The organism is Azospirillum sp. TSO5 (genome assembly GCF_003116065.1).
GTDB lineage: Bacteria > Pseudomonadota > Alphaproteobacteria > Azospirillales > Azospirillaceae > Azospirillum.
The window spans coordinates 64494-75976 of sequence record NZ_LGQY01000146.1 but is presented as its reverse complement, the minus strand read 5'-3'; the positions used below and the strand labels follow the sequence as shown (position 1 = coordinate 75976).

Here is an 11483-nt window from a genome sequence, read left to right as displayed (position 1 = left end):
CCCGCCGACATCGCCGGCGAGATCACCAGATCCAGGTTGGCGGTCAGTGCAGCCGTGCCGTCGAAATCGTCCTTCAGGTCCAGGTCGGCCCAACGGTGGATGGTCACGCCGAAGCGTTCCTCCGCTGTCCGCAACTCGGCTTCGCAATCGCCATATTGCAGGTTGACGAACACCAGTCCAGGGACGGCGAACAGCGGCCCCCAATGTTCCAGCAGCACGTAGGCGGCCTTGCGCTCCACCGTCATCAACTGGCTGCGCCAGCCGATGCCGATCCGCAAGCCCGGCCCCAGCGCCGCCAGCCGCGCCCGCCAGCGCTCCACCAGCGCCGGGTCCGCCGCCAGCCAGGGCCCCTGCGGCTCGAAGGCGGACAGGCTGCCGCGCAGCAGTTCCGGCAGGTCGCCGGCGGAGATTTGCAGGTCGCAGTCGGGCGGAACGATGGTTTCGCGCGGGATCTCGCTGAAAGCGTCACCGGTGCAGCTTTCGGCCCGCACCGTGGCCTTGGGGAAGGAGCGGCGGAACAGCGGAACCAGACGCGGATCGCATTCGATGGTGACCGGCCCGCCCGCCCAGGCGACGACGTCCGGGTAGCAGGACGCGAAGAGAAATTCGTCGCCCACCCCCTGCTCGCGCCACACCAGCAGCCGCTTGCCGCGCAACAGCTGTCCACCCCAGCGCGGGATGTCGAAGCGCCGGTCGGGCAGCGTCTCTCCGGCGGCGAAGCGCCGCTCATACCCCGCCCAGCCGCGCGTCAGGTCGCCGTGACGCAGCGCCAGGAGAGACAGGTTGTAGGTTGCGGTGGCAAGGTCGGGCTGCTGGGCCAGCGCCTCCTCGAAGCAGGCCGTCGCCTCGTCGAAGCGCCCCTGTGCCTGCAGCGCGTTGCCGAGGTTGTATCGCGCCTCCACGAACTCCGGGTGAAGCTCCAGCGCCTGCCGGTGGCACAGTTCCGCCTGATCGGGACGGCCCAGCCGCTTCAGCACGCTGCCGAGATTGTTCAGCGCCGCGCTGTGGCGCGGGTTGCGCTTCAGCGCCTGACGATAGGCGATTTCCGCGCTTTCCAGGGCGCCCTTCTGCTGCAGGACGGCGCCCAGATTGTAGTGGCCGGTGGCGTCGTCCGGACGGTGCCGGGTCACCAGCCGGTGCTGGGCGACGGCCTCGTCCAGCCGTCCGCTCATCGCCAGCGCATCGCCGAGGTTGTTGTGCGCCTCCGCCATGCCCGGCACCAGCCGCACGGCGTGGTCCAGCGCCGTCACCGCATCGCCATGGCGATGGTGGGCGGTGTGGCCGTTGCCGAGATTGTACCAGGCCTTGGCATAGTCGGGCTTCAGCGCCAGCGCGGCGGCGAAGGCCCGTTCCGCCTCGTCATGGCGGCCGAGGACGGCCAGGGCGTTGCCCAGATTGTGCCGGCGCTGCGCCCCTTGCGGGTCCAGAGTGGCGGCGTTTCGGTGGGCCTGCACCGCGTCGTCCGGCCGGCCGGCGGCGGACAGCGCGCTGCCCAGATTGTCCCAATAGTCGGCGACGCCCTTCGCCTGCGCCAGCGCCTTGCCGATCTGGGTCACCGCCTCGTCCGCACGACCCGACTGCAGGGCCACCACTCCCAGCAGATGCAGGGCGTCGGCATTGCGCGGCTCCGCCGCCAGCACCGCGCGATAGCCGCGCTCCGCCTCGGCGAGGCGCCCGGCCTGATGGTGTGCCACGGCCTGCGCCAGCATGTTGGTGTGCTTCGCCACGTTCCGGCCCCATCCCTGACTGTCCGCACCCTCAAAGGGAGTGCCATCATCGGGGGATCACGGTAAAGATGCCATTGATAAAGATGACATTGATGTCGGCGGCAAATCGGCCGGTGCAGGCGCCGGCGACGGGAAAGAGGAGAGCACGCGATGGCAGGGTCACGCTTGTCCTTGCGCGGTGGACTGCGGGGAGCCGCCCTGCCGCCGGCGGTCAGGCTCAGCCGGCAGGCGGATGCATTGGCATCGACCGGCGACGCGGCGGGGGCGGAGCCGCTCTATGCGCGGGCGCTGGAGGCCGATCCGACCCTGGCGGGGACCCACAACAACCACGGCAACGCCCTGCGCGCTCTCGGCCGCCTGCAGGAGGCCGCCGCCGCTTACCGCGCCGCCGTCGCCCATGGCCTGCATGAGGGGATGGCGCACTACAACCTCGGCTCCGTCCTGCGGCAGGCGGAGCGGCATGGCGAGGCCGATGACGCGTTCCGCCAGTCCTTGGCGCTGCGGCCGGACCATGCGGAGGCGTGGAACAACCGCGGGAACCTGCTGCGCGACCTCGGCCGCTTCGGCGAGGCGGCGATGGGCTACCGGCGGGCGCTGACCCTGCGGCCGGACTGGGCCGATGCCCACGACAATCTCGGCGCCGTGCTCTATCTGCTGCACGAGCAGGGCAGGGTGGAGGAAGCGGCGACGCTAGCCCGGCTGTGGCGGCGTGACCATCCCGCCAACCCGCTGGCCCGCCACATCGGCGCCGCCATCGCCGGGGAGGAGGCCGATGCACGCGCCCCCGACGACTATGTGCGCCAGACCTTCGACCTGTTCGCCGAGGAGTTCGACCGCAAGCTGGCGGAGTTGGATTACCGCGCGCCGTCGCTGCTCGCCGGCCTGCTGGCGGAGGAGGAGCCGCGCACCGGCCTGGACGTGCTCGATGCCGGCTGCGGGACAGGGTTGTGCGCCGCCTCGCTCCGGCCCTATGCCCGCCGGCTGGTCGGCGTCGACCTGTCGGACGGCATGCTGGATCGCGCCCGCACCCGCGGCCTGTATGACGAGTTGCAGGCGGCCGAGCTGGTCAGTTTCCTCGCCGACCGGCCGGGCGCCTTCGATCTCGTCATTGCCGCCGACGTCTTCTGTTACTTCGGCGTCCTGGACGAGGCGTTCGCCGCCGCCCGCGCGGCGCTGCGGCCCGGTGGCCGGCTGGCATTCACGGTGGAGGAGCTGGACCCGGCCGACGGACGGCCCCACCGCGTCGCCACCCACGGCCGCTATGCCCATGCCGAGGCCTATATCCGGACGGCGGTGGCGGGTGCCGGGCTCGCGCTCCGGCGCTGCGATCATGACCGGCTGCGCTACGAAAGCGGCGAGCCGGTGATGGGGCTGGTGGTGCTGGCGGAGCGGCCCGCCGCTTAGCGGGGCCGGCGCGGCCGGCGGGCGGACGGCGGCTTCGGCGCCGCTGTCGGTTGGGATGGGGCCGGCGGCTGTGCCAGCGCATCGGCCTCTTCGCCACGGCCCAGCGCCCGCAAGGCCAGGGCCAGCGTGTCGCGCGGTGCGGGATGGGCCGGGTCGATGCGCACGGCGTGGCGCAGAGGGGCCAGGGCCGCCTCCGCCCGGTTGGTGGCGGCAAGCGCGATGCCGAGGTTGAGCGCGGCCGACAGGAAATCCGGCACCAGCGCCAGCGCGTTGCGGAAGGCGATCACCGAATCCGCGCGCAGCCCGGCGGCGAACAGGGCGTTGCCCAGCAGGAAGGCGATGTCGGCATCCCGCGGGTCGAGCGCGGCGGCCCGGATCAGGTCGGCCAGGGCCGGCGTCACCTGCCCCGATTCCAGTCGCAGTCGCCCGCGCGCGTGCAGCAGGTCGACCAGCTTTTCCCGCGCCGGCTCCAACGCCGGTTCGATCCGCAATGCACGCTCCAGCAACCCGGCGGCGGCATCGATGGCCGCCGTATCGCCGCGGCCGTGGCGGGCGAAGGCACGGTCGGTCCAGGCCTCGGCGAAATCGGGGCGCAGCGCCAGCGCGCGGCGATAGCCCAACTCCGCCTCGTCCAGGCGATCCAGGCCGCGCAGCAGGTTGGCGCGGTTGGCGTGGATGTCCGCCGCCTCCGGCCGCAGGGCCAGCGCCTTGTCGATCAGCGTCAGGCCGAACTCGCCGCGGCCGATCTGGCCGGCCAGGACGCCGAGGTAATGCAGTGCGTCCGGCTGTTCCGGCTCGGCATCGAGGATGCGGGTGTAGAGCTCCTGCGCCTCGCCGAAGCGGCCGGCAAGATGAAGGTCGAGCGCCAGCGTCAAGGCTTCGAGGATCGTGGCCATGACTCAACGCTTTAGGACGGCCGGTGCCGTCGCTGCAAGCCTGCCCGCGCGGAAACCCGGATTTTCGACATGAGTACGCCGGTATCGCGAAACCGCATTTCGCCGAATGGGTTAGATGTGCCAACCCAAATAAGAGTAAAGAAAGCCTTTACGCGTTGCCGGGGTTACGGTAATTTAATGTTCAACTCTCACCAATTCGGATAAGCCGGTCATGAACGTGGCGGCAGCCACATCGACGGTCTCGCGGCCGTTCGCCTTCATGACGCCCCGCGGCAGCGATGCCGTAGAAACAGGGGCCGGCACCCGGACTCCGACCGCATCCGCACCTGCCGACCCCCAACCGGACACCGGCGGCACCGATCCGCTGGTCAACCGCTTCCCGACCATCGCCTTCAGTTACGACACCGACGCCTCGCGGCTGGTGATGCTGTACCGCGACCCGGCCAACGGGAAAACGGTGTCGCAGATCCCGACCGAAGCGGCGCTGAAGCAGTACAAGGAAGCCCAGCAGAAGGAAAAGAACGCGGAACGCGCGTCGCTTCTGAAGCTGACGGTCGGCGGGGATGGGAACGGGAGTGGGCAGGCAAGCGGGCACGCTGGCAGCCAGTCTGCGGCCTATGGTCGCGGCGGTTCCGGCGCCTCGCCGGTTGCCGGCGCCGGAACCTCTGCCGGTATGGGCACTTGGGCCACCGCCGTTTCCGCCCCCGCTGCCGCGCCGGTTGCGCTTCCGGCTTCCGCCACATCGCCGTCCGTGGCACAATCGTCCTCGACCACCACCGGTTCCGCCGGCGGATCTGCCGTGCGGGTGAATGTGGTCATCTGAGGACGCTCTCTTCGCGGGGCGCTATTTCCGGGGGCTAGGATGGGCATGGACGTCACGTCATCGACCGCAGGCGCGGCGATTGCTCTGAAGCAGGCGCAAAACCAGATGAATTTCGGCGTGAAGGCGCTGAGCCAGAACGCAGATCAGCAGCAGGCGACCGTCGCCGCGCTGGTCCAGCCGGAGGGTGGCTCCGGTGGCGGCAACGTCACGCCGACACGCGGGCAGAATCTGAACATCACCGTCTGAACCTGTCCGCAAGCACCGCCGGCCGCTCAGGCTTTCGAGTCGAGCAGAGACGTCAGCATTTCATCCTGTGTGCGGACGACCGCGATGTTGGCGCCATAGGCGCGGCTGGCGGCCATCTGGTTGACGCGCTCGGTCGCCAGATCGACGTTGGGCGCCGCCACCATTCCGTCGCCGTTCGCCGCACTGTCGTCCGGCGCATATTCCTGCAGATAGGCCGGCGTGATCGGCGTGAAGGTCGCGCGCGTTCCGGGATTGGCATCGGTCTGGGCCACCGCCAGCGGCTGGTAGGGCGCGCGCTTGCCCTCCGCTGTTCCATCACTCGTGGGAACGGCCCCGGTGGAGCGGACATTGGCGACATTGGAGGCCGAGGCGTCCAGCCGCCGCGTCTGGGCGGTCAGGCCGCTGAGCGCGATTCCGATGCTGGCGGCCATGGCGGTCCATCCTTCGTCCGCTGGGAATGGGCTAAGTCTACCACATCGATTTTCCAAGGCCAGCCGGGTGATGCCCGCGCGGTTGCGCCGTGCGATCATCGGCAGAGGCAATCGGCGGGCCGGTACAATCGCCGGGTATAATCGCCGCTGTATCTTTCGGGGTGCTTGCGCCATTATCGGACAAACGGCCGCCGCTCCCTTCCCGTATTGCCGGGTCTCCCGGTGCTTCCGGTCCCGATGGAGCCGGCCCGAAAATCCGGTCCCAGCATTCGTGGGGCCAGACAGTCGCGAGACGGGAGCCGCCGCCTGAATGCCGAACTCAGCCTATGTCCTGACCGTCGCCGGCCTGACCGACGTCGGGCGCACCCGCTCCCGCAACGAGGACAGTTTCCAGGCCAGCAACGACGGTGAATTCGCGGTCGTCTGCGACGGAATGGGCGGCCATGCCGGCGGCGACATCGCCAGCGGCAAGGCGGTCGAGGTGATCTGCGGTCTTCTGCAGGGGCATGCGCAAGTCGAGCCGATCACGCTGGTGGACGGGCTCTCCGTGGCGGACCACGACGATGCCGACCGCACCCTGACCGACCCGGCGGGAGCCGAACCGGCGGTGCGCCTGGCCCTGTCGGTCGCACGGTCGGCGGTGCAGCAGGCCAACCGGTCGATCTTCGACCTGAACACGGCTCGCGGCTTCGCGCAGGGCCGCGGCATGGGCACCACCGTGGCCGGCGTCTGGCGGGTTCCCGGCACGGCGCAGATGGTCGTGTTCCATGCCGGGGACAGCCGGGTCTATCGCCTGCGCGACGGCGAGTTGCGCACCCTGACCCGCGACCACAGCCTTTACCAGATTTGGCTCGACAATGGCGGGCGGGGGACCGCGCCGCAGCGGAACATCATCGTCCGGGCGCTCGGCACCGCGGAGGATGTGGAGCCGGAGGTCGGCGTGCATTCGCTGATGCCCGAGGACACCATCATGCTCTGTTCCGATGGGCTGAACGGCATGTTGCCGGATGGGCTCATCGCCCGCATCCTGCGCGAGGAGCCGGACCCGGCCCGCGCCGCCGCCGCCCTGGTCGCGGCAGCCAATGCGGCCGGCGGGCAGGACAACGTCACCGTCGTGGTCGGACGCTTCGCCGCGACGGCGTGATGCGGTTCGTCAGGGGCCGGTGGCGATGAATTGCGCATCCGCCAGCGGGGCAGGGGCGTCGTCAGGCATCGTCGCCAGCGCGTCGGCGAGGGCGGCCAGATAGTCGGCCGCCGGCTCCTGCTCCGGCCGTGGGGTTGGGAACAGGGGCGCCGCCGTGGCGATGGTCAGCAGCATCTCGGTCCCGAATGGCGGACCGATGGTCCAGTACCGGCCGGACTGCGGCTTGCCGTCCGTGGCCTTGTCGCCCCCAGCCTTTTCACCGAGACGGCGCGACGCACCGGCGGCCAGTGCCGCTCCGCTGTCCGACGGGTTGGGCAGCAGGTGGACGACGCTGCCGTCGATGGTGAAATAATCGACCTGTACCTGCACCGGACGGGCGGGCGCCCGGATCTCCAGAACCAGCGGGTTGCCGGCACTGAGATCCGGCCCCTCCAGCACGCTCGCCGTCAACGGTTCCGCCAGCCCGCGATTGGCGTCCAGCGCCGTGGCGACGCTGCCCAGGGGCGCGCAGAACTGCGCATCCGCATTGGCGAGGTCGAAGCCATGGTCCCAGCCGGCGGCAAGCGCCTCGACCGTCTCGCGCACCTCCGTCTCCGCCCGCTCCCCCGCCACCGTTCCGGAAACCAGCAGACGGCCGCCGGTCTTCTCCACCGTGACCAGCGCGCAGGGAATGGTGCGCAGCGCCTGTGCGATTTCGGCGACCGGCGGCTGCCTGCTCGCCGCCGGCGGTGAGGGCGGCGCAGAGGGAGTGGCAGCAGGGGGCGGCATGGGCAAGGCAACCGCCGCCGATTCTGCGGCCGGACTCTCGGCCACCGTGCGGGGAGGCGATGGCCAATTCAGGATCGTCACGGCAGCCACGACGCCACCCGCCAAAACCACTCCGCCGGCCCACAACGGCCAGCGGGTGGAGCGTACAGGCGCGACGGCCCGAGGGCGGAGCGCTCCAGTCAGGCCGCTCACCGCAATATGCAGGGAAGCCACGTCCGGAAAGCTGCCGCCGTCCCGCAGATTCGTCAGCAGGGCCGCGACTGCCGGCCGGTCCTCATGCCCCGCCAGGACTCGTTCCGTCAGCCGGGCGGCGGCCTCCAGATCGTCCTTGCGGTCTGCCCGAGCCGCGGTCAGCGCCGCCCGGCCGAAACCGCCGACCACTGCCGCCGATCCGCTGTGACGGATGGTATCGGCGGTCAGCGCACCATGCACGACCCCGGCCCGGTGCGCGGCACTCTGCGCATCCAGGGCGCGGTCGAGCGTCGCGACCGCCTCGTCCCACGGCAACGGACCGTCGTCCAGCCGCGCGCCGAGCGTCCGGCCTTCCACTGGCAGGGTGGCGACGAAGGCGGTTCCCGCATGTTCACCGGATGCCAGGATGGCGGGGATCGCCGGGTGGGACAGCCGGGCTGCGGCGGTCGCCATCTGCCGGAACCGCTCCACCCCCGCGGCATCGGCGCACAGGCGGGCCAGCGGCACCGTCCACAGTTCCACCGTCTGACCGTTGGCGTCCAGCGCGCGATGCAGCCGGGCGTCGCCATCCCGCCCGATCAGGTCGAGCAGACGGTAACGGCCAAGCCGCCGCTCCTTCTCCGTCGTCGCCGATTCGGTCGCCGTCCCGCCGCGTCGCATCCCCACTCCTCGAACTGAGCCGCTGGTATAGCCGCAGCGCAACGCGGCGGCCAAGCCCCAGGACACCCGTCCGCAAGTTTCTGTCCCGATGGCCGATCTCTACGAAAGGCAGGGTCTTGTGACCACGAACGGCCGGTAACCTTTCGTTAGCCACGACAGGCGACTCTGGCATCGCGAACCGCTTATGCGATCCCCGGCGCGGAGCCTCCTGCCTTGCCCCACACATCCTCCCAGTCCAAACCGTCGGCCCCCAATGCGTCCTGGCTGAATGGGGCGGCGCTCTACCAGATCTATCCGCTGAGCTTCCGCGACCACGGCGGTGACGGCTGGGGCGACCTCGACGGCGTGATCGAGGGGCTGGACCATGTCGCTTCGCTGGGCGTCGACGGGGTGTGGATCAGCCCCTTCTACCCGTCGCCGCGCACCGACTTCGGTTATGACGTCGCCGACCACCGGGCGGTGGACCCGCGCATGGGCAATCTCGCCGTCTTCGACCGGCTGATCGAGCGCGCCCATGGGCTGGGGCTGAAGGTGCTGGTCGATCTGGTCTGCGGCCACACCTCCAACGCCCATCCCTGGTTCGTCGACAGCCGGCGGTCGCGGGACGGCGACAAGTCCGACTGGTATGTCTGGGCCGAAGCCAAGCCCGACGGCACCGCGCCCAACAACTGGCTGTCGGTGTTCGGTGGAGCCGCCTGGACCTGGGAGCCGCGACGGCGCCAATATTACCTGCACCATTTCCTGTCCAGCCAGCCGGCGCTGAACCTGCATCACCCGGCGGTGATGGACGCTCTGTGCGAGACGGCGGAATTCTGGATGGAGCGCGGCGTCGACGGCTTCCGCATCGACGCCGTCGATTTCTTCGCCCATGACCCGCAGCTGCGCTCCAACCCCGCCGCCGTCTGGCGCGAGGCCGAGCCGCCGCTGAAGCCCTTCGCCCTGCAACAGCATGTCTACGACATGATGCACCCGGCGATCGGCGGCATCCTGTCCCGCCTGCGCGGGACGGTGGAGCGCTATCCCGGCCGCGTCCTGCTGGGCGAGCTGTCGAGCCAGCCCGGCGCCGGCCAGCGCATCGCCGCCTACTGCACGCCGAAGGGTCTGCACGCGGCCTACACCCTGTCGCTGGCGAAACAGCCGTTCAGCGCCAGGGGGTTCGCCCAGGCGCTGAGCGCCGCGGGGCGGCCGGAGTCGATCTGCTGGAGCCTGTCCAACCACGATGTGGAGCGCGCCGCCAGCCGCTGGCTGCCCGCCGGTGCCGACCCGCAGTCGTTCAACGCCCTGCTGGCGATGCTGGCGGCGGCGCTGCCCGGCACCGTCTGCCTCTATCAGGGGGAGGAGCTGGCCCTGCCCAACGCGGTGCTGGAGCGGCACCAGCTGCGCGACCCCTTCGGCATCACCTACTGGCCCGACTTCCAGGGCCGCGACGGCAGCCGCACGCCCATGCCCTGGCGCGCCGCCGAGCCCCACGCCGGCTTCTCCGTCGCCGAGCCCTGGCTGCCGGTGCCCAACGCCCATCTTGATCTCGCGGTGGACCGGCAGGATCGGACCGCCGGCAGCCCGCTGGCGGTGTGGCGTGCGGCACTCTCCCTGCGCCGCGACCTGGAGGCGCTGCGCGCCGGCGCCGTCACCGCCGTGGAGGAGCATGGCGACCTGCTGTCCTTCGAACGGGTGTCGGGGGACGACCGCCTGCTCGCCGTCTTCAACATGGCCGACCGGCCGGCCGAGTTCGCCCTGCGCGGTCGCGGCGAGCTGGAAGATCTGCCTGTCCCGCGCACTCCGGGCGCCCTGCCGCCGGAACTGACCGCCGATGGCCGGACGCTGGTGATGCCGCCGCTGTCGGTCTTCCTGGGACGGCTGCGCACCGCCTCCTGCCCCCCCTCGAAAGGCAGGCATGCACATTTATGCGATGCAGGGCTCGGCATCGGATGCTTTGTTACACTCTCGCCTAAGTCGCTGTAATTCCCTGATTCATCGCGGGTCACGGAAATCGTCAGCAATAGCAATAATCTTGCGGAGTAGCGGGAGTGGAAAGAAGAGCGTTTCTCACCAAGGCCGGCGTCGGTGCCGTTTCGACCGTTGCCGCCTCGACCCTCGCGGCCCCGGCCATCGCGCAGACCCAGCCGACCATCCAGTGGCGCTTGGCTTCGAGCTTCCCGAAGAGCACGGACATCCTCGTCGGCACGTCTGAGCTGATCGCCAAGCGCGTGTCCGAGGCGACCGACGGCAAGTTCCAGATCCGCGTCCATGCCGCCGGTGAGATCGTCCCCGGCCTGCAGGTGCTGGACGCCGTGCAGAACGGCACCGTCCAGTGCGGCCACACCTGCGGCTACTATTATGTCGGCAAGGATCCGACCTTCGCCTTCGACACCGCCATTCCCTTCGGGCCCAACGCCCGGCAGCAGAATGCCTGGTACCAGTATGGCGGCGGCCAGGAGGTGATGCGCACCTTCTTCGCCAAGCACGGCATCGTCCAGTTCCCGGCGGGCAACACCGGCGCCCAGATGGGCGGCTGGTACCGCAAGGAAATCAAGTCGCTCGCCGACTTCAACGGCCTGAAGATCCGCATCGCCGGCATCACCGGCCAGATCATGGCCAAGCTGGGCGCCGCCCCGACCCAGATCGCCGGCAGCGACATCTACCCGGCGCTGGAAAAGGGCACCATCGACGCCGTCGAGTTCGTCGGTCCCTATGACGACGAAAAGCTGGGCTTCGTCCAGGTCGCCAAATACTACTACTACCCGGGCTGGTGGGAAGGCGGGCCGCAGGTCTCGCTCTACATCAACCAGAAGGAATGGGACGCGCTGCCCAAATCCTATCAGGCGATCCTGACGGCCGCCTGCGCCGAGGCGAACAGCGCGATGACTGCCCGCTACGACGCGGAGAACGCCAAGGCGCTGAAGCGTCTGGTCGCCAAGGGCGCCCTGCTGCGCCCCTATCCGCGCGACCTGATGGAGGCCGCCCACAAGATCGCCTACGAGCTGTACGACGACATCGCGAAGACCAATCCGGACTTCAAGGCCGTCTACGACAGCTGGAAGCCCTTCCTGGACGAGGTGCAGCTGTGGTTCCGCGTCGCGGAGCTGCCCTACGACAACTTCATGCAGTCGGCCGGCCGCGCCAAGTGACGGCGTTCCGGTTCTGACGGGAAACAGGGGGGTGGCCGGTCCGGCCGCCCCCTTTTCTTTTCAG

The 11483-nt window shown here is 69.9% G+C and carries 10 protein-coding genes; 6 read left to right on the top strand and 4 right to left on the bottom strand.

Annotated elements, in window-relative coordinates:
• The coding region (locus tag TSO5_RS29965; protein WP_146203862.1) for a tetratricopeptide repeat protein at positions 1-1727 on the bottom strand (1727 nt) is incomplete at its 3' end.
• Between the two features lie 150 nt (positions 1728-1877).
• Here TSO5_RS29965 and TSO5_RS29960 point away from each other — a divergent pair.
• Positions 1878-3131 (top strand): tetratricopeptide repeat protein, encoded by a 1254-nt coding sequence (locus tag TSO5_RS29960; RefSeq protein WP_109155028.1) that lies wholly within the window; start codon positions 1878-1880, stop codon positions 3129-3131.
• Here TSO5_RS29960 and TSO5_RS29955 read toward each other — a convergent pair.
• Positions 3128-4027 (bottom strand): tetratricopeptide repeat protein, encoded by a 900-nt coding sequence (locus TSO5_RS29955; RefSeq protein WP_109155027.1) that lies wholly within the window; start codon positions 4025-4027, stop codon positions 3128-3130. The two genes, TSO5_RS29960 and TSO5_RS29955, sit on opposite strands and share 4 nt — an antisense overlap.
• A 211-nt stretch (positions 4028-4238) precedes the next feature.
• On the opposite strand from TSO5_RS29955, the gene TSO5_RS29945 reads away from it, so the two are divergent.
• Together TSO5_RS29945 and TSO5_RS29940 are read left to right on the top strand one after the other, a co-directional pair.
• Positions 4239-4850, top strand: a complete 612-nt coding sequence (locus TSO5_RS29945; RefSeq protein ID WP_158282511.1) for a hypothetical protein — start codon at positions 4239-4241, stop codon at positions 4848-4850.
• A 39-nt stretch (positions 4851-4889) separates the two neighbouring features.
• Positions 4890-5096, top strand: a complete 207-nt coding sequence (locus TSO5_RS29940) for a putative motility protein (protein ID WP_109155024.1) — start codon at positions 4890-4892, stop codon at positions 5094-5096.
• A gap of 26 nt (positions 5097-5122) precedes the next feature.
• On the opposite strand, the gene TSO5_RS29935 is transcribed toward TSO5_RS29940, so the two are convergent.
• A complete protein-coding gene (locus TSO5_RS29935) occupies positions 5123-5527 on the bottom strand; it encodes a flagellar basal body rod C-terminal domain-containing protein (protein ID WP_109155023.1) in 405 nt (134 codons plus the stop codon).
• Positions 5528-5837: 310 nt separating this feature from the next.
• On the opposite strand from TSO5_RS29935, the gene TSO5_RS29930 reads away from it, so the two are divergent.
• A complete protein-coding gene (locus tag TSO5_RS29930; RefSeq protein ID WP_109155022.1) occupies positions 5838-6671 on the top strand; it encodes a protein phosphatase 2C domain-containing protein in 834 nt (277 codons plus the stop codon).
• Between the two features lie 9 nt (positions 6672-6680).
• On the opposite strand, the gene TSO5_RS29925 is transcribed toward TSO5_RS29930, so the two are convergent.
• Positions 6681-8291 (bottom strand): serine/threonine protein kinase, encoded by a 1611-nt coding sequence (locus TSO5_RS29925; protein ID WP_109155021.1) that lies wholly within the window; start codon positions 8289-8291, stop codon positions 6681-6683.
• Positions 8292-8504: 213 nt separating this feature from the next.
• On the opposite strand from TSO5_RS29925, the gene TSO5_RS29920 reads away from it, so the two are divergent.
• Entirely contained in the window at positions 8505-10253 is a 1749-nt protein-coding gene (locus TSO5_RS29920; protein WP_247871034.1) for an alpha-amylase family glycosyl hydrolase, read from the top strand.
• A gap of 65 nt (positions 10254-10318) precedes the next feature.
• Positions 10319-11419 carry a TRAP transporter substrate-binding protein gene (locus TSO5_RS29915; RefSeq protein WP_109155020.1) on the top strand — a complete coding sequence of 367 codons (1101 nt, stop codon included), beginning with the start codon at positions 10319-10321 and terminating at the stop codon, positions 11417-11419.
• The last annotated feature ends 64 nt before the right edge of the window (positions 11420-11483 follow it).

Bases quoted from the DNA above. Each gene is read 5' to 3' on its own strand.
- TSO5_RS29960 (WP_109155028.1), top strand. From the start codon at position 1,878: ATGGCAGGGTCACGCTTGTCCTTGCGCGGTGGACTGCGGGGAGCCGCC.
- TSO5_RS29955 (WP_109155027.1), bottom strand. From the start codon at position 4,027: ATGGCCACGATCCTCGAAGCCTTGACGCTGGCGCTCGACCTTCATCTT.
- TSO5_RS29945 (WP_158282511.1), top strand. From the start codon at position 4,239: ATGAACGTGGCGGCAGCCACATCGACGGTCTCGCGGCCGTTCGCCTTC.
- TSO5_RS29940 (WP_109155024.1), top strand. From the start codon at position 4,890: ATGGGCATGGACGTCACGTCATCGACCGCAGGCGCGGCGATTGCTCTG.
- TSO5_RS29935 (WP_109155023.1), bottom strand. From the start codon at position 5,527: ATGGCCGCCAGCATCGGAATCGCGCTCAGCGGCCTGACCGCCCAGACG.
- TSO5_RS29930 (WP_109155022.1), top strand. From the start codon at position 5,838: ATGCCGAACTCAGCCTATGTCCTGACCGTCGCCGGCCTGACCGACGTC.
- TSO5_RS29925 (WP_109155021.1), bottom strand. From the start codon at position 8,291: ATGCGACGCGGCGGGACGGCGACCGAATCGGCGACGACGGAGAAGGAG.